We start from the raw sequence: 17,219 nt of genomic DNA, 5'->3' as shown, positions 1-17,219 counted from the left end.
AGCCATTGGCCGGCGCATCAACTGAAACGTGCCAGAGCGAAGGGCTTGAGATCGACGGTGCTACCGGTCCCAGCCAGCTCCGCGGCGACGGCCTCGCCGATGCCGGCCGAGTGCTTGAAGCCGTGCCCCGAGCAGGCGGAGACGACCAGGACCCGCTCCATCGCGGGATGCCGGTCGATGATGAAGCCGCGGTCGGGGGTCACCGTGTAGACGCAGGCGGCGGCCTGGACGACCTCCGGGGTCGCGCCGGCCAGCCGGTTCGCGACGCGCAGCCGGTACATGTCGTCGGATTCCGACGGGTCGACGCGGCGCTCCACCCCGTCGGCGCTAGTGGTGGTGCTGTACTGCTCCGTAGCGACCTTGATGGACCCGTCGAGCGGCGGGAAACCGTAGAGGTATTCCGTGTCGCTCGTCCCGTACATCCAGATGAAGACCGGCGCGTGCGGCCCGTAGGCGGTCTCGTCCGCGAGCGTGTACCAGTGCAGCAGTTGGCGACGGACGGTCAGGAGCCGGTCGAAGGGGCTCCCGAGCAGGGGGGCCGTCCAGGCGCCCGCGGCCACGACGGCGCGGTCGGCCAGGATGGTCTCCTCCGCCGTCTCGATGCGGACGCCGCTCCCGTCCTGCTGCAGCCCGACCACCGTGCAGTTGGTGCGGATCTCGGCGCCCGCGGCACCCGCGCGGCCGAGCTGCGCCGCGAGGCAGCGCTCCGGGAACACGTAGCCGCCGCCCGGCTCGTAATAGGCCTTCTCGTCGCCCGCGAGGTTCAGGAATTGCGGGAAGCGGCGGGCCACCTCCGCCCCTGTCAGCACCTCGTGGACGATGCCGGCGCCCTCCGCGGCGCTGATGGACCGGCCCACGAAGTCCGGTTTGCCGTGGTGCGAGGAGACGCCGTGGCCCGGGGCCATGACGAGCGCCCCGCAGGCGTTCAGCAGGGTCTCGCCCGTCTCGGCCTCCAGCTCGCGCCAGATGCGGTGCGAGGCGGTGACGAAGGGGACGTAGTCGGCGCCCTCACCGACCGCCTGACGGGTGATCCGCGTCTCGCCGTGGCTCGACCCGAGCGCGTGGGGCGGCGCGAAGCGGTCGAGCCCGATGACCGCGGCGCCCCGCTTCGCCAGCTGGTAGAGCGCGGCGCTGCCCATCGCGCCGAGACCCAGCACGGCGACGTCGTAGCGGCGGCTCACGGCCGACACTCTCGCTCGCTTCCGGGAAGGGCCGCCGCGGCGGCGCGGAACGGAGGAAGATCGGCAGGTCGAGGCATCCGGAAGCGATCTCGCGCGGGACGGGGTGACGGCACACAGCATGATGGATGCCGAGGCGGGCGTTTGACTGAAACGGACGGTTTCCTGCACGTTTGAGCCATCGAGGAGCGGAGGGGGCGTGCGAGATGGAGGCGGAGACCGGGGATCGCCCACAGGAGATCGGCTTCATCCTCGTGCCCGGCTTCGCGCTGCTGTCCTTCGCTTCGGGGTGCGAGCCGTTCCGGGCGGCCAACGAACTCGCCGGGCGGCCGCTCTACCGCCTGCGCTACTTCGGCGAGTCGGAGGGCCGGGTGGCCGCCTCGTCGGGCGCCGAGGTCCCCACCGAGGCGCTGCCGCGCCAGCGCGGCCACCTCCACACCCTCTTCGTCTGCGCGGGCGGCGAGCCGACCGGGTGGGACAGGCCCGAGATCCACGCGACCCTGCGGCGGATGGCGCGACTCGGCGTCCGCATCGGCGGCATCTCGGGCGGTCCCTACCTGATGGCCGCGGCGGGCCTGCTGGCAGATCGCGCGTTCACGCTCCACTGGGAATACGCCGGTGCCACGGTCGAGACCTTCCCGGAGGCGCGCCTGAGCCGGGCGCGCTACGTCGCCGACGGCGATCGCCTGACCTGCGGCGGCGGCGTCGCGCCCCTGGAGATGGCCCACGCCCTGATCGCCGAACGCATGGGCGAGGCCTTCGCCCGGCGCGTCTCCGACTGGTTCCTCCACACCGCCATCGGCGCCGCCGACGACCCGCAGCGGGCCTCCGCGGTCGAGCGCTACGGAATCCACCATCCGGCTCTGCTGGCGGTACTGGAGACGATGGAGAAGACCGTGGAGGCGCCGCTCGGCCGCCTCGCCATGGCGCGCCTCGCGGCGATAAGCCCGCGCCACCTCGACCGGCTGTTCCTCGACAAGCTCGGGCTCGGCTTCTCGGCCCAGTACAGGGCGATTCGCCTCGCCCACGGACGCCGCCTTCTGCGCCAGAGCCCGCTCAGGATCGGGGAGATCGCGACGGCCTGCGGCTTCACGAGCGCGGCCCATTTCGCCCGCTGCTACCGGTCCCAGTTCGGCTGCAGCCCGTCTGCGGAGCGCGCGTGACGTCCGCCCGGGTCGTCCGAGCGGTCAGTCCCGCGCGTCAGGCAGCCCCTTCGGGTCTGCGGGATCGTCTCGGCGCAGCGCGACGCCGCTGGTGCCCTGGGCCAGCATCGCCCGCAGCAGCGCCTCCATCTGCGCGGCGGCCGCCTCGACCGCCAGGCCGCCCTCCCGGATGTTCGAGATGCAGTTCCGCCGGGAATCGGGCAGCCCCGGCGCCGGACCGAACGTGACGTAGCAGCCCAGGCTGTCGGAGGCCGACAGGCCCGGCCGCTCCCCGATCAGAACCACGACGCAGCGCGCCCCGAGTCGCGCCCCGATCGGATCGCCGATCGCTACACGTCCCTGGCTCGCGACGACCACCGGCGCGAGGCGCCAGCCGGCCCGCCGCACCCGCGCTGCCAGCGCCGCCGCCGCCGGGACCGCGTTCAGCGCGACCGCCGTCGCCGACAGCCCGTCCGCGATCACGATCGCCACGTCGAAGCCCGGCCCGTGCCCGTCGAGCACCGACCCGGATTCCGGATCGAGGGTGCGGCCCCTGTCCGGTCGGCGCAGGTACTCCGCTCGGTCGGCCACGGCGGAGCGGACCTCCACCGCGTCGAGGCCCTGCGCCCGCAGCCCTTCGCGGATCGCGGCCGCGTCGAGGGGCGTCCACACCGCCTCGCGGGCGCGGGCATGGTCGAGCCCGAAGGCGAGCGCCGCGCCGGTCGGCAGGCCAGCGCCGTGCGCGCCGAGCGCGATGCGCGCCTGGGTCAGCCCGCGCAGGTCGCGGAGCGTCGGGTGGCCCGGTCGGGCCGGCTCGCCGCTCATGCCGCCCGCCCGGGCAGGAGCCGAGACGCCTCGGCCAGGGCCGGGGGCAGCGCGCCCGTCGCGCTGGCCAGCCGGCCCTGCCCGTCCGTGATGCCCACGGCCCGCAGCCACGCCTCGAATTCCGGGGCCGGACGGCGACCCAGGGTCTCGCGGGCGTAGACCGCGTCGTGGTGCGACAATGACTGGTAGTTCAGCATCACGTCGTCCGCCCCCGGCACCGTGATGACGAAGTTGACCCCGGCCGCGCACAGCAGGGTCAGGAGCGCGTCCATGTCCTCGCCGTCGGCATCGGCGTGGTTGGTGTAGCAGACGTCCACGCCCATCGGCAGGCCGAGCAGCTTGCCGCAGAAGTGGTCCTCCAGCCCGGCGCGGATGATCTGCTTGCCGTCGTAGAGGTACTCGGGACCGATGAAGCCCACGACCGTGTTGACCAGCAGCGGGTCGAACTCCCGCGCCACCGCGTAGGCGCGCGCCTCCATGGTCTGCTGGTCGACGCCCCAGTGGGCGTCGGCCGAGAGGGCCGAGCCCTGGCCGGTCTCGAAGTACATGAGCTGACCGCCCTCCGGGCAGCGGCCGAGCGCGCGGGCAGCGTCCGAGGCCTCGCGCAGGACGGCGAGGTCGACGCCGAAGCCGGCATTGGCCTTCTGCGAGCCCGCCACCGACTGGAACACGAGGTCGACGGGCGCGCCGCGGTCCATGGCCTCGATCGCCACGGTGACGTGGCCGAGGCAGCAGTGCTGGGTCGGCACGTCGAGGCGCAGGCGCAGGGTCTCGAGCAGCTCGACGATGCGGATGTAGTCCGGCAGGGAATCGGTCGCCGGGTTGACGCCGATGACCGCGTCGCCCGAGCCCATCAGCAGTCCGTCGAGCGCCGAGAGCAGGATGCCCTCGGACGAGTCGGTCGGGTGGTTGGGCTGGTTGCGGGTGGCGAGGCGCCCGGGCAGGCCGATGGTGGAGCGGAAGCGCGTCACCACCGGCCGCTTGGCGGCCACCGCGACGAGGTCCTGCAGCCGGCAGATCTTGGAGACCGCCGCGACCATCTCGGGCGTGAGGCCGGGCGCGAGGGCAGAGAGGGCGTCCGCGTCGGCGGCGGGCGCGAGCAGCCACTCGCGGAAGGCGCCGACCGTCAGGGATGAGACCGGCGCGAAGGCTTCCGTGTCGTGCCGGCGGGCGATGAGGTCGGAGACCTCGTCCTGCTCCGAGGGGATCAGCTCCTCGGCCAGGAAGGTCTTGAGCGGCAGGTCGGCGAGGGCGATCTGCGCGGCCAGGCGCTCGACCGGCCCGTCGGCGCAGAGCCCGGCGAGCTGGTCGCCCGAGCGCTCCGGCGTGGCCTTGGCGAGCAGGCTGCGCAGGTCGGGAAAGGTGAAGCGTGTGCCTTCGATCGTCGTCGCGTAGGCCATGCGGGCGCTCCCGGCGCGCTGTCGGACCTCAGGGGACCCGATCCTGCAGGATGTCGGGGCCGCCGGGAAGCGGGGACGGCGCGGGCGCTGCCCGCCCTCAGGCCGGCAGCACGACCACCTTCGTCTTCACCGGCGTGCGCGCGTAGAGGTGGATCATGTCCTGGCTGAGCAGGCCGACGCAACCGCTGGTGATGCCCGTGCCGATCGATTCGGCGTCGCTGCTGGCGTAGATCGTGTAGAGCGTGTAGGCGCCGTTCTGGTAGAGGTGCAGCGTGCGGGCACCGAGCGGGTTGTCGAGGCCGCCGGGCATGCCGCGGGCATACTTCGCGGCCTCGGGCTGGCGCCGAATCATCTCCTTGGGCGGGGTCCAAGTCGCCCACTCGGACTTGCGGCCGACATAGGCGTTCCCGTTCCACAGGAAGCCCCGGCGGCCGACATTGGCGCCGTAGCGGGTGGCGGTGCCGTCACCCTCGATGCGGTAGACGTAGTAGTTGGCGGGATCGACCACGATCGTGCCGGGCGCTTCCGACGAGGCGTACTGGACGGTCCGCCGGTAGTATTTCGGGTTGACCTTGCTGACGTCGACGGCCGGGATCGGGAACTTCTCGTTCGGCATCGGCCCGTAGGTCTTCGCCGCCTCGGCCATGAGCAGGGTGTCGGTCGTCCCGCACCCGCCGAGCGAGAGCGCGCCGATCCCGAGGGCCGAGCCGGCCAGGAACGACCGGCGGCTGAGAACTCCCGCCTCGCATACGAGGCGCCCGCGCCCGTCGAGCCCGCCAGCCTCGCGATCGTCCGTCATCATCGCCCTGGACTTCCCTGTCCTGCAGCCCGGCGCGACTGGGCGGTGTGCCACCGCCGCGCGAACGGCCAAGCTTGAGAGTGCCGCGTGCCAGCGCGCGTGGCAAGCTTGTCTTTACAGAGTCGAGAGCGGCCGAAATGCGTCGCAAGTGTGGTGAGTCCTCGCGATCTCCGGACTTCGTCGCTGAACGACCGTACTGAACGCGCCGGGTGTGCTTCGGACGTCGCAGGTGTCTCGGTGCGGGGCGAGGCCGGTCGGCGTCAGAACTGCACGCCGCGGGTCAGGCTGCCGTCGACCACGAGGTTGGTGCCGGTGATGAAGCTCGCGGCCGGGCTCGCCAGGAACACGGCGGCGCGGGCCACCTCCTCTGGCCGCGCCATCCGGCCGGTCGGGTTCAGCCGGAGCGCCTCGGCGAACAGCGCCGGGTTGCCGGTCTCGATCTGGTGCCAGACGCCGCCCGAGAAGTAGGTGTTGCCGGGCGAGACCGAGTTCGCGCGGATGTTCCGCGGCGCGAGCTGGAAGGCCAGCCCCTGCGCGTAGTGGATCAGCGCAGCCTTGAAGGCGCCGTAGGGACCGGCCGCGAAGTCGATCTCCCGCCCGGAGACGCTGGAGATGACGACGATCGCGCCGGCCTCGGAGCGCTCGAGGTACGGCATCGCCGCCTCGACCGCCGAGACGGTGCCCATCATGTCGACGGCGAAGCCGCTGCGCCACGCCGCCTCGTCGCTGCCGACCGCGAGGGCACTCACGTTGGGCACCACGATGTCGAGGCCGCCGAGTTCCTCCGCGGCCTCGGAGACCCAGCCGCGCAGCGCGGCGGAATCGGCGACGTCGACGGCGCGCCCGGTCGCCGCCACGCCCCGGGCGCGGAGGGCCACCACCTTGCCGGCGACCTCCGCGGCGTTGCGGGCGCAGAGGGCGACCGCCGCCCCCTCGTCGGCCAGCAGGTCTACGATCGCCGCGCCGATGCCCTTGGTGCCGCCAGTCACCAGCGCCCGGCGGCCTCTGAGCCCGAGATCCATGCCATCCTCCTCCGTCGCCGGTCAGGCGTGGGCGATCGCCTTCGTGATCGAGGCGCCGAGCGTGTATTTCGGATCGACCATGTTGCCGAGCCGCACGCGCCCGCACTGCGTGAGCAGCATGTAGGCGTCGATCTCGTCGAAGCCGAAATCGGCGGCGAGCCAGCGGATCAGCTCCCGGTAGGCGATGCGCGCCGCGTCCTCCATCGGCCGGGACGAGCCGATCGTCATGTAGAAGTCTTCGGTCTCGAGCCGCGGCCAGCGGAAGGTCCAGCCCTTGATCAGGTCGATCTGCACCGTCGTGTGGGTCGGGTGCTCCACCGCGACGCCGCAGAGTTCGCCGTCGCCCTGCGCGGCGTGGCAGTCGCCGAGGTAGAGGAGCGCGCCCTTCGCATTCACCGGCAGGTAGATCACCGCGCCGACGCCCACGTCCGGCAGGTCCATGTTGCCGCCGTAATAGTCCGGCTGCAGCGAGGAGATCGCCTCGATCTCCGGCGAGGTGCCGATCGTGCCGATGAACGGCTGGTAGGGCAGCGTGATCCGGTCGTTCCAGCGCACGCCGGTCTCGGCCGTGACCTCGAGCTTGCGCACCCGCTCGGGGAGCGGCGGATTGAGGAGCGCGGTGTCGCCGGTGGCGACGAGGCCGCCGAATTCCGGCATGATCAGCGTCGTGCCGCAGGGCTGCGGGCCGCGCGGCCGGATCGAGCGGATCGCCACCGCGAGGCAGTCGCCCTTCTCGGCGCCGTTGACGTAGATCGGCCCGTTCTGCGGGTTGAGGTAGGGGAAATTCAGGATCTGCGTCGGGCTGTCGGTCTCGTGGCGGATCTTGCCCTCGAAGGCGTCGTGCGTCTCGACGGTAACGACGGCGCCGGGATCGACGGTCAGCACCGGCTCGGCGAAGGGCCCGTAGACGTAGTGGTAGCGGCCCTGCTCGGCCTCGGTGATCGTGTGCTCCCGGCCGGGCTTGCCGCCGGCGACGCCCTTGCGGGCCATGATGGACTGGTCGAGCCACTGCATGGTCGTCTCTCCCTTGGTTGTCTGCCGTGTCGTCAGACGGCGAGGTGGCGCCGCACGAGGTCGCGGTCGTCGAGGTCACCGGCCGTCAGCTCCGCGACGATCCGGCCCTTGTCCATGACGTAGCTGCGCTGGGCCATGGCGCGGATCAGGTCGAGGTTCTGCTCCACGAACACGATCGTCACCCCGGTGCGGCGGTTGAGATCGACCAGGGTGCGGCCGATCTGCTGCACCACCGAGGGCTGGATGCCCTCGGAGGGCTCGTCGAGGAGGATCAGCTCAGGCCCGCCGACGAGGACGCGGCCGATGGCGAGCTGCTGTTGCTGGCCGCCCGAGAGCGTCCCCGCCCGCTGCCCGCGCCGCTCCCGCAGGACCGGGAAAGGCCCGAAGGCGCGCTCGTAATCCGGCCGCTCCCCCTTCGGCAGCAGCGACGCGCCGACCGTCAGGTTGTCGACGACGCTCATGCGCGGGAAGACATCGCGGCCCTGCGGCACGTAGCCGATGCCGAGGCGGGCGCGCCGGTGGGCGGCGAGCCCCTCGACCGCCGCACCCCGGAACGCGATGCCGCCCGCGGAGGCGGGCAGGAGCCCGACGAGGCTGCGCATCAGCGTCGACTTGCCGACGCCGTTGCGGCCGATCACCGCCACGATCTCGCCGGGCCGGACCGCGAGGTCGACGCCCTGCAGCACGGGCTTGCCGCCGTAGCCGGCGCGGAGGCCGGTCGTCGCGAGGAGCGGCTCAGGCATCGGCGACGCTCCGAAGCGGCGGCGCGTCCGCCTCCCCAAGGTAGATCGCGGCGACCCGCTCGTCCGCGATGATCGCGTCGGTGGTGCCCTGGGCGAAGATGCGCCCGACGTGGAGCACGGTCACCCGCTGGGCGATCTGCCGGACGAAGGCCATGTCGTGCTCGATGGCCAGCACGGCGACGCCGTCGCGGTTGAGCGCCTGCACCATCTCGCCGGTGGCGAAGGTCTCGTCCGGCGACATCCCGGCGGTGGGCTCGTCGAGGAGGAGCAGGCGCGGCTTGAGGCTGATCGCCATGCCGATCTCCAGCCACTGCTTCTGCCCGTGGCTGAGGTTGCCGGCGCGGTCGGAGGCCGCCGCGGTGAGATTGAGGAAGGCGAGCAGTCGGTGGATCTCGGCGCCGAGCGAGGCGCCCTCCAGATGGTGCTGTAGGGCGATCTCCAGGTTGTGTGCGACCGACAGGCTCGGGAAGATGCCCGGCACCTGGAACTTGACGCTCATGCCCCGCCGGATCCGCGCGAAGGGCTTGAGCGCGGTGATGTCCTCGCCGCCGTAGAGGATCTGCCCCCGCTCCGGCGTGTACTCGCCCAGCAGCAGGCGGAAGAAGGTGCTCTTGCCGGCGCCGTTCGGTCCGATCAGGCAGTGGATCTCCCCCGCCGCGAGGGCGAAGTTCACGTCGTTGGTGACGTGCAGCCCGCCGAAATGCTTGCTGAGGTTGCGGGTCTCGAGGAGCGGCGTCATCGGCCCGCCTCCCGGCGACGCAGGCGGCCGAGGCCGCGCAGGGCCGCCACGACGAGGCCGTCGGGCGCCGCCAGCACCACCGCGACGAGGAGCAGGCCCATCACCACGAGGGCATACTGGCTGCCGTAGATCGTGAGCGCCTGGAAGCCGCCGAGCACCAGGAGCGTGCCGATGAGCGTCGCCGTCAGGTCGCCGCGGCCGCCGACCGCGACCCAGATCACCGGCAGCGCGGCGGCGGTGAGACCCATGCTGGAGGGCGTGATGTACTGGCCCCAGGCGGTGTAGAGCGTGCCGCTCAGCCCGGCGAGGCCCGAGCCGATCACGAAGGCGGCGAGCTGGTAGCGCCGCACGTCGTAGCCCAGCATCTCGGCCCGTTCCGGGTTCTCGCGGATCGCCACCAGCACGTTGCCGAACCGCGCGTTCACCAGGATGCGCAGCGCGAGGTAGACGACGATCAGGAGAGCCAGCAGCCCGTAGTAGAGCGCCACGTCGGGGAACAGCACGAGGTCGCCGTCGAACCACGGCACGGTGAGGGGCGGCATGCCGCTCATGCCGTTGTAGCCGTTGAGGCGTGCCGCCCCGATCTTCCATTCCGGGCCGGCGGTCTGCGCCATGAAGCGCTCCAGGGCGAGCGTCACCGACAGGGTGATGATGCCGAGGAAGACCCCGCCGATCCGGCCGAAGAACAGGAAGTAGCCGAGGAGCGCCGCCATCACGGCCGAGAGCGCCACCGCCAGAACCAGCGCCGCCAGGGTGAAGCCGTAGGCGGCGCCGACGTTCAGCGTGAGCACGCCGTAGGCGTAGCCGGAGAGGCCGAAGAAGGCGGTCTGGCCGAAGCTGAGCGCGCCGCCATAGCCCCAGATCAGGCACAGGCCGAGGGCCATGAACACCCAGCAGAAGAAGTAGGCGGTGTTGCCGACCGTGTAGCCGTCGGCGAACCACGGGTAGGCGACGGCCGCCGCGACCGCGACCGCGAAGACGGTCCAGAAGGCGGGCCCGCGTCCCAGGGTCTGCGGGCCTTCGAGGCGGCGGAGCAGCGTCATCGCCATGGCCTCACGCCCGCTCGCGCAGGATCAGGCCCGAGATGCCCCGCGGCAGCACCCGGATCACCAGGATGACCGCGACGAGGAGCCCGATCTGCCCGAACAGCTGGCCCTGCCAAGTGGTGAGCAGCGCCCGCACCGTGCCGAGCACCAGGGCCGCCGGTGCCGTCCCGAGGAAGATGTCGGCGCCCCCGACCACCACGGTGACGAACGCCTCCATGATGAAGGTCGTCCCCATGGTCGGCACGATCGTCATGGTCGGCGCGTAGAGCCCGCCCGCGAGGCCCGCCAGCGCCGCGCCGAGGCCGAAGGTCAGGGCGTAGACCGTCCGGGTGTCGACCCCGAGGGCCTCGGCCATGTGTGGCACCTGGATGGTGGCGCGGGCGAGCGTCCCGAAGCGGGTGGCGTTGAAGGCGATGTAGAGCCCGGCCAGCACCGCGACGGCGGCGACCATCAGCACCACGCGGTAGGTCGAGTAGGAGTAGCCGCCGACCGTGAAGCTGCCGAGCGGCGTGCCGATCCCCGGCATGCTCGAGCCGAGCAGGATCAGCGTGCCCTGCGTCGCCGCGAGGCTGATGCCCCAGGTCGCCACGATCGTGTCGAGGGGCCGCCCGTAGAGGTGACGGATGACGAGGCGCTCCATCACCATGCCGACGGCCCCGGCGACGAGCGCGCCGGCCAGGATGGCCAGAGGCAGCGGCAGCCCGGCCCGCGAGGTCGCCGCCGTGACGTAGGCGCCGCACATGATCAGCTCGCCGTGCGCGAGGTTGATCACACCCATCATGCCGAACACCACCGCGAGGCCGCAGGCGGAGAGGACCAGGAACGAGAACGCGTCGCCGATCTGGTAGAGAAACGTGAAGGCGTGGGTCAGCAGGTCCATCCGGAGGCCCGTTCGTGATGGCTGTGGGCCGGGGCCTCGGCCCCGGCGATGTCGCGTCGTCTCCGGCCCGGGGCCGCGTCGCGCGGATTCCCGTCCCGGCAGCTCAGGGCTTCGGCGGGTTGCTCGGCGTGTACTGCGCCAACGGATCCTTCTGCGTCAGGTCGCAGCCGGCCTTCCCGAGCCAGTAGGGCTGGATGTTGTCCCAGGTCTTCGGGAAGGAGATCGCGTGCTTCTCGTCGACCTTCGCGAGGTAGATCGTGTGGGAGGCGTGCTGGCTCTTCGGGTCGATGCAGACCTTGCCCTCAGGCGCGTCCACGCAGACGTCGCCCGCCGCGATGACCTTGCGCAGGTCGGCGCGCTTGGTCGAGCCGTTCGCCCGCTCGACCATCTGCTTGTAGAGGTAGACCGCGAGGTAGGAGTTCTCGGCCTCCTGGTTCACGTAGGGCTCGTTCGGGAACTTCGCCTTCCACTTGGCCAGGAAGGCCTTGCTCGACGGGCTGTCGACCTCCTCGATGTAGTTCGTGGTCACGTACATGTTGGCGAGGCTCGGGGGCTGGAAGCGCTTGTGCTCGTAGCCCTGGCCGATATTGACCGAGGAACCCATCGGCACCTTCAGGTTCGCGGCCGCCGCCTGCTCGTAGTAGGAGGCCTGCGCCGTCCCGACGAGCAGCGTCATCAGGATGTCGGGCTTGGCCTTCTGGATGTTCTGGATCGTCTGCGAGAATTGCGACACGCCGAGGGGAATGAACTCCTCCCCGACCATCTCGCCGCCGTTCTCCTTGACGATGTTGCGCACCCACTCGGCCGAGATCTGACCGAAATTGTAGTCGGCCGCGATCGTGTAGACCCGCTTGCCGAACTTCTCCATCATCCACGGGATCAGCGTCGAGAACTGCTGCTCCGGCACCGCGCCCGTGACGACCATGTGGCCGTCGCAGACGCCGCCCTCGTACTGGTTGTTGTAGAAGGCGAAGCCGTCGAGCTGGTCGACGATCGGCCGGTAGGCCTCGCGGGACGCGCTGGAAAAGCCCGCGAAGACGGCGTTGACCTTGTCGCGCTGGAGTACCCGGCGCATGAATTCCTGATAGCGCGTGTTGTCGGACTGCGTGTCGTAGATCACGAGTTCCAGCTTGCGCCCGGCGATGCCGCCCGCGGCGTTGATCTCGTCCGCGGCGAGCTGGATGCCGTGGACCTTGCCGATGGTCGCGAGCGCGAAGTCGCCGGACTGGTCCTCGAGGACGCCGAGCTTGATCGGGTCGGCGGCGCGGGCCGCGGGGGCGGCCAGGGATGCGCTCGCGAGCATGGCGGCCGCGAGGGCGGACAGGCGGGATCCGCGGGGCGTTCTCGACATCGGGCGTCCTCGTCTTCGGGGGTGGCGACGTGATTTCAGGATCGGGCGAGCCGCGACGCGGCGGCCGGCGCCGGGACGGACGGACGGGCGCGCACGAGCGCCTCGCAGTAGGTTTCGAGCGGCTGCCGGGCGCGCATGGCGTCGCGGCGCAGGGCCTCGTAGGCCGCGTCGTCGTCGAGGCCGTGCTCCTGCATCAGCCGCAGGATCGCCTTGACGACGTGGCGCCGGCCGCGCCGCCGCTCCTCGTGGCGGGCCAGGCGCTCCTCCAGCAAGCGACGCCGGTTGTGCTCGTTCACCGCGAGGAACAGGGCCGCGTAGACCGAGGCGCCGTGGATCGGCTTGCGCAGCAGGCCGGTGGCGCCGAGCTGGAGAAGCCCCTTGAGCCGGCTCGGCGCCTCGACGCCCACGAGCCCGACCACCGGCACCGGGGGCAGGTCGGGGACGGCACTCGCCGCGAGGCCCGGGAGCGGCAGGTCGCCGTCCACGATGACGATGTGGTGCTCGGGATCGAGGATCTCGAAATCGAGCCACGGCGCCTCGCCGGCCGGGACGACCGAGGCCACGGTGAGCCCGAGCTTCATCAGGGTGCTCGCCAGGACGTCCGTGGCGGTGCTCGGCGGCGCGATCAGCAGGGCCTGCGCACCGCTGAAATTCTGGATCAGCCGGGGCGTCGTCATGGCACCACCTTCAGCCGCGGGCGCCGGCTCACCGGCACGACGCGCGGATCGCTGCGCACCAGGTAGGGGTCCGGCGCGACCGGCGCCTCGGCCTGCGCCACGATGGTGAAGCGGGCCGCCGCCGTCGAGAGGCCGATCCGAGGGGTCAGGCAGGCGTGGAGGGTCGTCTCGTCGAGGCGCACCGGTCCCTGGGGCGCCTCGAACTCGTCGGCGCAGGCCGCCCGGCGCACCGTCGCGGCATCCTCGGTCCCGGCCCGCGCCAGCGCCCGCGCCAGGAGATGCACCGCGATGTACGAGGATTCCGCATCCGCCGAGGGGGTCGGGCCTTCGGGAAAACGCGCCGCGTAGGCCGCCATGAAGGCGCGGTTGCGGGGCGTGTCGATCGACGTGAAGTAGACGCTGGAAGACAGGTGGCCGTCGACCGCCTCCGGCCCGATCGCCTCCAGTTCCGGCTCGGCGAGGCTGCAGCTCGCCACCGGCATGGTCCGCGCCTGGTCGATGCCGTGCGCCGCGCAGGCACTCCGGAAGTCGCGGAAGAAGCGGTACGCCGAGATGCCGATCAGCGTGTTGAAGACGAAGTCCGGCTTCGCGTCCAGGATCGCCGCGATCACCTGATCGAAGACGGTCTCGCCCACCGCGAAATAGCGCTCACCCGCGACCCCGCCGCCGGCGATCGCCAGCGTCTCCCGCAGGATCCGGTTGTTCTCCAGGCCCAGATGTAGTTGGAGCCGACGCAGAAGGCGGTGCGGCCGCCCCGGGCGAGGAGGTGCCGCACCAGCGGGACGATGTGCTGATTCGGCGCCGCCCCGGTGTAGACCACGTTCGCCGAGGTCTCGAAGCCCTCGTAGTGCGACGGGTACCAGAGCAGGGCGTCCCGCTTCTCGAAGATCGGGATGATCTCCTTGCGGCTCGACGAGGTGTAGCAGCCGACGACGTGGCGGATCCCCGCGTCGAGGAGCCGCTCGGCGCCGGCGACGTAGCCCGCGAGGGCGCCCTGCGGATCGCGGATCACCGGCTCCAGGACGCAGTCGCCCCGCGCGTTCACCTCGTCGACCGCCAGGAGCGCGCCGTTCAGCATCGCCCTCCCGACGAGACCGTAGGGTCCGTCCGCGGAGAACAGGATTCCGATGCGGTGATGGCTGAGGCCCATGCAATCCTTCAGAACGCAAAAAGCCCGCCAGTGCGGAAGCACTGCGGGCGGCATCGCCGTGAAAGATGGTGACGTATTGGCGCGAAACTGGGCAGCTTTGCCCCGCGCCTGAAAACTAGGCTCCTCGGTAATGGCCTCGGTGTCAAGTCCCGCGCAGTCTTTTCGGAACCGGCGTCTTGATGATTGCTTCCCGGGTCGCTGATCGGCGTCTGTGCCAAGCCCGTCCGCGGCGCTTGTACCCGCGGAGCCGAGGCGGAGGACGGCCGCGCCAGCCCGGCGCAGGATCGCTCGGCACCGTTGGCCCGCGCAATTATTCCGATTTACGGAATGATGAACTGCGGAGAACGCCTATTCTGCTCGCCCAAACGCGGCGGCATTCTCCTCACACGGCCCGGGGCGATCCCGGCCCCCGACGGAGATCCACGGCCATGAAGCTCTACCACCATCCCCTCTCGGGCCACGCGCACCGGGCCCGCCTGTTCCTCTCCCTGGTCGAGGCCCCGCACGCGCTGATCGAGGTCGACCTGAAGGCGGGCGGACACAAGACGCCGGCCTTCCTGGCCATGAACCCGTTCGGTCAGGTGCCGGTGCTCGACGACGACGGCGTGATCGTCTCCGATTCCAACGCCATCCTAGTCTACGTGGCGAAGCGGCTCGGCCGGTCCGACTGGCTGCCCGAGGATCCGCGCGCCGCGGCGGCGGTCCAGCGCTGGCTCTCGGTCGCGGCGGGCGAGCTCGCCTACGGGCCGGCGGCCGCGCGGCTGATCACGGTGTTCGGCGCCACGTTCAACCCGGAGGAGGTGATCGCCCGGGCGCACACGCTCCTGGGGCGGCTCGAGGCGCATCTCGATGGCCGGGACTGGCTCGCGGCCGAGCGGCCGACCGTCGCGGACGTGGCGGTCTACAGCTACCTCGCCCGCGCCCCGGAGGGGAACGTGGACCTGTCGGGCTACCCGCGGGTCGAGGCCTTCCTGCGCCGGATCGAGGGCCTGCCGGGCTTCGTCCCCTTCGCCCAGACCCCCGCGGGCCTCACGGCCGCGGCGTGACCGGAAGGCCCCGGGCGCACCCGCGCCCGGGGGCGGATGCAGATGGAGGGCGCGAAGATGGCTGACGGTCAGACCCTTGCGACGCTGCCGACATGGCATGCCGGCGAGACGTCCATCCAGGAGACGGTCGGCGCCGCCGACCGGATGGCGGTGGTCGGCCAGCGGGTGGTGCGGGACTTCATGCCCGATCAGCACCGCGCCTTCTTCGCGGAGATCCCCTTCATCGTGCTGGGCAGCGTCGACCGGCAGGGCGACGCCTGGGCCACGCTCCTGGCCGGCCGTCCCGGCTTCATCACCTCGCCGACCGCCACGACCCTCGACATCGCCGCGCGGCCGGACCCGGCCGACCCCGCCTCAGAGGGCACGGGCGACGGCGACGCAATCGGCCTCCTCGGGATCGCGCTGGACAGCCGCCGCCGCAACCGCGTCAACGGCCTCGTCCGCTCCAGGGCCGGCGGGGTCCTGCACTTCGCAGTCGACCAGAGCTTCGGGAACTGCCCGCAATACATCCAGCTGCGCGACATGAGCTTCGTCCGCGAGCCGGGCGCCCCAGCTCCGGCCCCCGCCGAGGAGAGCGCGGAGCTCGACCCGGAAGCCCGCGGCCTGATCGCGGCGGCGGACACGTTCTTCGTGGCCTCCTACGCCGACCGGGAGGGCCGGCGCCAGGTCGACGTCTCGCATCGCGGCGGCAAGGCGGGATTCGTCCGCATCGCCGCGGACGGCACGCTGACCATCCCAGACTTCGCCGGCAACCTGTTCTTCGCCACGCTCGGGAACATCTTCCTGAACGGCAGGGCCGGCCTGGTCTTCACCGATTTCGAGACGGGCGATCTCCTGCAGCTGACCGGCGACGCCGCGGTGATCCTGGACTCGCCCGAGATCGCGGCCTTCCAGGGCGCCGAGCGGCTCTGGAGCTTCCGGCCGCGCCGGGTGATCCGCCGACGCGGTGCCCTGCCGCTGCGCTGGTCGTTCCGGCCGGACGGCTGGTCGCCGAACGCACTGATGACCGGCGACTGGGCGGAGGCCGCCGACCGCGTCCGGGCGGCCGAGCGCGCGACGCTGTGGCGGCCGTTCCGGGTAGCCGAGATCGTCGACGAGAGCCGCACGATCCGGTCCTTCCACCTGACCCCGGACGACGGGGCCGGGCGGCTCCCGCACCGCGCGGGCCAGCACCTGCCGATCCGCGTCACGCTGCCGGGGGCAGACGCGCCGGTCATAAGAACCTACACGCTCTCGGTCGCGCCCTCGGACCCGACCTACCGGATCAGCGTGAAGCGCGACGGCACCGTCTCGCGGCACCTCCACGACCGAGTCCAGGTCGGCGACATCGTCGAGGCGCGCGCCCCCGGCGGCGGCTTCACCCTCGATGCGAGCGCGGCGCGCCCGGCCGTGCTGCTCGCCGGCGGCGTCGGGATCACGCCGCTCCTCGCGATGCTCCGGCACGTGGTCTACGAGGGCCTGCGCACCCGCAAGATCCGACCGACCACGCTCGTCTACGCTGCCCGCACCCGCGCCGAGCGCGCCTTCGACCGGGAGTTGTCCGAACTCGCCGCGGCGGCGCAGGGAGCCGTGCGGATCGTGCGCGTCCTGAGCGAAGTCTCCGATGCGACGGCCGGCGTCGATTACGAGGCCGCGGGCCGGATCGACATGGCCCTGCTCACGCGGTTCCTGGCCTTCGCGGATTACGATTTCTACCTGTGCGGCCCGTCGGCCTTCACCCAGGCGCTCTATGACGGCCTGCGCGGCTACAACGTGGCGGACGACCGGATCCACGCGGAGGCGTTCGGTCCATCGGGGCTCATCCGCGACGCCGGAACGGCGGCGGCCGCGCCCCCGCGCCCGCCGGCCTCCATGGAGACGGTGCCGGTCGCCTTCCTCGACACCGGCAAGGAAGCGCGCTGGACGCCGGATTCGGGCAGCCTCCTCGACCTCGCCGAGGCGAAGGGTCTCGCACCGGAGTTCAGCTGCCGCGAGGGCAGCTGCGGGACCTGCCGCACCAAGCTGCTGGCCGGCGCGGTGACCTATCTGAGGGAACCGAGCGCACTGGTGGCTGACGACGAGGTGCTGATCTGCTCCGCGGTGCCCGCGGAGGGCACGGACCGGGTGCAGCTGGCGCTCTGACGCGCGCGACGGCACGGCGCGCGCCGTGTTCCGCCTCGCGGGACCGGCGCCGGCGGATCATCCTGCGCCGCTACCGGAGCCGGGCT

The 17,219-nt window shown here is 71.7% G+C and carries 15 protein-coding genes and 1 pseudogene; 3 read left to right on the top strand and 13 right to left on the bottom strand.

The features are described from left to right. Nucleotides 1–17: 17 nt before the first annotated feature. A complete protein-coding gene (solA, locus tag BMY19_RS12440; protein ID WP_100251941.1) occupies nucleotides 18–1,181 on the bottom strand; it encodes an N-methyl-L-tryptophan oxidase in 1,164 nt (387 codons plus the stop codon). 203 nt (nucleotides 1,182–1,384) lie between these two features. On the opposite strand from solA, the gene BMY19_RS12435 reads away from it, so the two are divergent. Next, nucleotides 1,385–2,341: a GlxA family transcriptional regulator gene (locus BMY19_RS12435; RefSeq protein ID WP_100251903.1), complete on the top strand. Its 957-nt coding sequence runs from the start codon at nucleotides 1,385–1,387 to the stop codon at nucleotides 2,339–2,341. Between the two features lie 24 nt (nucleotides 2,342–2,365). On the opposite strand, the gene eutC is transcribed toward BMY19_RS12435, so the two are convergent. The 12 genes and pseudogenes from eutC to BMY19_RS12375 form a co-directional block, all read right to left on the bottom strand. Next, nucleotides 2,366–3,145, bottom strand: coding sequence for an ethanolamine ammonia-lyase subunit EutC (gene eutC, locus BMY19_RS12430; protein ID WP_100251902.1), 780 nt, complete (start codon nucleotides 3,143–3,145; stop codon nucleotides 2,366–2,368). Further along, nucleotides 3,142–4,545 (bottom strand): ethanolamine ammonia-lyase subunit EutB, encoded by a 1,404-nt coding sequence (locus BMY19_RS12425; RefSeq protein WP_100251901.1) that lies wholly within the window; start codon nucleotides 4,543–4,545, stop codon nucleotides 3,142–3,144. The genes eutC and BMY19_RS12425 overlap by 4 nt, the downstream gene beginning before the upstream one ends. Before the next feature lie 97 nt (nucleotides 4,546–4,642). Further along, a complete protein-coding gene (locus BMY19_RS12420) occupies nucleotides 4,643–5,347 on the bottom strand; it encodes a L,D-transpeptidase (RefSeq protein WP_100251900.1) in 705 nt (234 codons plus the stop codon). A 257-nt stretch (nucleotides 5,348–5,604) separates the two neighbouring features. After that, nucleotides 5,605–6,366 carry an SDR family NAD(P)-dependent oxidoreductase gene (locus BMY19_RS12415; RefSeq protein WP_100251899.1) on the bottom strand — a complete coding sequence of 254 codons (762 nt, stop codon included), beginning with the start codon at nucleotides 6,364–6,366 and terminating at the stop codon, nucleotides 5,605–5,607. Nucleotides 6,367–6,387: 21 nt separating this feature from the next. Next, nucleotides 6,388–7,380: an acetamidase/formamidase family protein gene (locus BMY19_RS12410; protein ID WP_050731620.1), complete on the bottom strand. Its 993-nt coding sequence runs from the start codon at nucleotides 7,378–7,380 to the stop codon at nucleotides 6,388–6,390. Between the two features lie 32 nt (nucleotides 7,381–7,412). Continuing rightward, nucleotides 7,413–8,123: an ABC transporter ATP-binding protein gene (locus BMY19_RS12405; RefSeq protein WP_100251898.1), complete on the bottom strand. Its 711-nt coding sequence runs from the start codon at nucleotides 8,121–8,123 to the stop codon at nucleotides 7,413–7,415. Next, entirely contained in the window at nucleotides 8,116–8,862 is a 747-nt protein-coding gene (locus BMY19_RS12400) for an ABC transporter ATP-binding protein (protein WP_100251897.1), read from the bottom strand. Before BMY19_RS12400 ends, BMY19_RS12405 begins: the two co-directional genes overlap by 8 nt. Continuing rightward, nucleotides 8,859–9,905 (bottom strand): branched-chain amino acid ABC transporter permease, encoded by a 1,047-nt coding sequence (locus BMY19_RS12395; protein ID WP_012320262.1) that lies wholly within the window; start codon nucleotides 9,903–9,905, stop codon nucleotides 8,859–8,861. Before BMY19_RS12395 ends, BMY19_RS12400 begins: the two co-directional genes overlap by 4 nt. Nucleotides 9,906–9,915: 10 nt before the next feature. Next, entirely contained in the window at nucleotides 9,916–10,788 is an 873-nt protein-coding gene (locus BMY19_RS12390; protein WP_100251896.1) for an ABC transporter permease subunit, read from the bottom strand. A 103-nt stretch (nucleotides 10,789–10,891) separates the two neighbouring features. Next, nucleotides 10,892–12,139: an urea ABC transporter substrate-binding protein gene (locus BMY19_RS12385; protein WP_100251895.1), complete on the bottom strand. Its 1,248-nt coding sequence runs from the start codon at nucleotides 12,137–12,139 to the stop codon at nucleotides 10,892–10,894. Between the two features lie 35 nt (nucleotides 12,140–12,174). Next, entirely contained in the window at nucleotides 12,175–12,816 is a 642-nt protein-coding gene (locus BMY19_RS12380) for an ANTAR domain-containing response regulator (RefSeq protein WP_100251894.1), read from the bottom strand. Beyond that, nucleotides 12,813–13,966: pseudogene (locus tag BMY19_RS12375) on the bottom strand (transporter substrate-binding domain-containing protein). Before BMY19_RS12375 ends, BMY19_RS12380 begins: the two are co-directional and overlap by 4 nt. 428 nt (nucleotides 13,967–14,394) lie before the next feature. Between BMY19_RS12375 and BMY19_RS12370 the strand changes: the two are divergent. After that, nucleotides 14,395–15,012, top strand: a complete 618-nt coding sequence (locus BMY19_RS12370; RefSeq protein ID WP_100251893.1) for a glutathione S-transferase family protein — start codon at nucleotides 14,395–14,397, stop codon at nucleotides 15,010–15,012. A gap of 57 nt (nucleotides 15,013–15,069) precedes the next feature. Next, a complete protein-coding gene (locus BMY19_RS12365; protein WP_100251940.1) occupies nucleotides 15,070–17,133 on the top strand; it encodes a 2Fe-2S iron-sulfur cluster-binding protein in 2,064 nt (687 codons plus the stop codon). Nucleotides 17,134–17,219: the final 86 nt, after the last annotated feature.

It is taken from the genome of Methylobacterium sp. UNC300MFChir4.1, assembly GCF_900110155.1.
In the GTDB taxonomy this organism is placed as follows: Bacteria; Pseudomonadota; Alphaproteobacteria; order Rhizobiales; family Beijerinckiaceae; genus Methylobacterium.
This window is presented reverse-complemented; position numbering and strand designations above follow the sequence as displayed.

Coding starts and splice junctions, on each gene's coding strand:
- BMY19_RS12435 (WP_100251903.1), top strand. CDS start 1,385: ATGGAGGCGGAGACCGGGGATCGCCCACAGGAGATCGGCTTCATCCTC.
- eutC (WP_100251902.1), bottom strand. CDS start 3,145: ATGAGCGGCGAGCCGGCCCGACCGGGCCACCCGACGCTCCGCGACCTG.
- BMY19_RS12425 (WP_100251901.1), bottom strand. CDS start 4,545: ATGGCCTACGCGACGACGATCGAAGGCACACGCTTCACCTTTCCCGAC.
- BMY19_RS12420 (WP_100251900.1), bottom strand. CDS start 5,347: ATGATGACGGACGATCGCGAGGCTGGCGGGCTCGACGGGCGCGGGCGC.
- BMY19_RS12415 (WP_100251899.1), bottom strand. CDS start 6,366: ATGGATCTCGGGCTCAGAGGCCGCCGGGCGCTGGTGACTGGCGGCACC.
- BMY19_RS12410 (WP_050731620.1), bottom strand. CDS start 7,380: ATGCAGTGGCTCGACCAGTCCATCATGGCCCGCAAGGGCGTCGCCGGC.
- BMY19_RS12405 (WP_100251898.1), bottom strand. CDS start 8,123: ATGCCTGAGCCGCTCCTCGCGACGACCGGCCTCCGCGCCGGCTACGGC.
- BMY19_RS12400 (WP_100251897.1), bottom strand. CDS start 8,862: ATGACGCCGCTCCTCGAGACCCGCAACCTCAGCAAGCATTTCGGCGGG.
- BMY19_RS12395 (WP_012320262.1), bottom strand. CDS start 9,905: ATGACGCTGCTCCGCCGCCTCGAAGGCCCGCAGACCCTGGGACGCGGG.
- BMY19_RS12390 (WP_100251896.1), bottom strand. CDS start 10,788: ATGGACCTGCTGACCCACGCCTTCACGTTTCTCTACCAGATCGGCGAC.
- BMY19_RS12385 (WP_100251895.1), bottom strand. CDS start 12,139: ATGTCGAGAACGCCCCGCGGATCCCGCCTGTCCGCCCTCGCGGCCGCC.
- BMY19_RS12380 (WP_100251894.1), bottom strand. CDS start 12,816: ATGACGACGCCCCGGCTGATCCAGAATTTCAGCGGTGCGCAGGCCCTG.
- BMY19_RS12370 (WP_100251893.1), top strand. CDS start 14,395: ATGAAGCTCTACCACCATCCCCTCTCGGGCCACGCGCACCGGGCCCGC.
- BMY19_RS12365 (WP_100251940.1), top strand. CDS start 15,070: ATGGCTGACGGTCAGACCCTTGCGACGCTGCCGACATGGCATGCCGGC.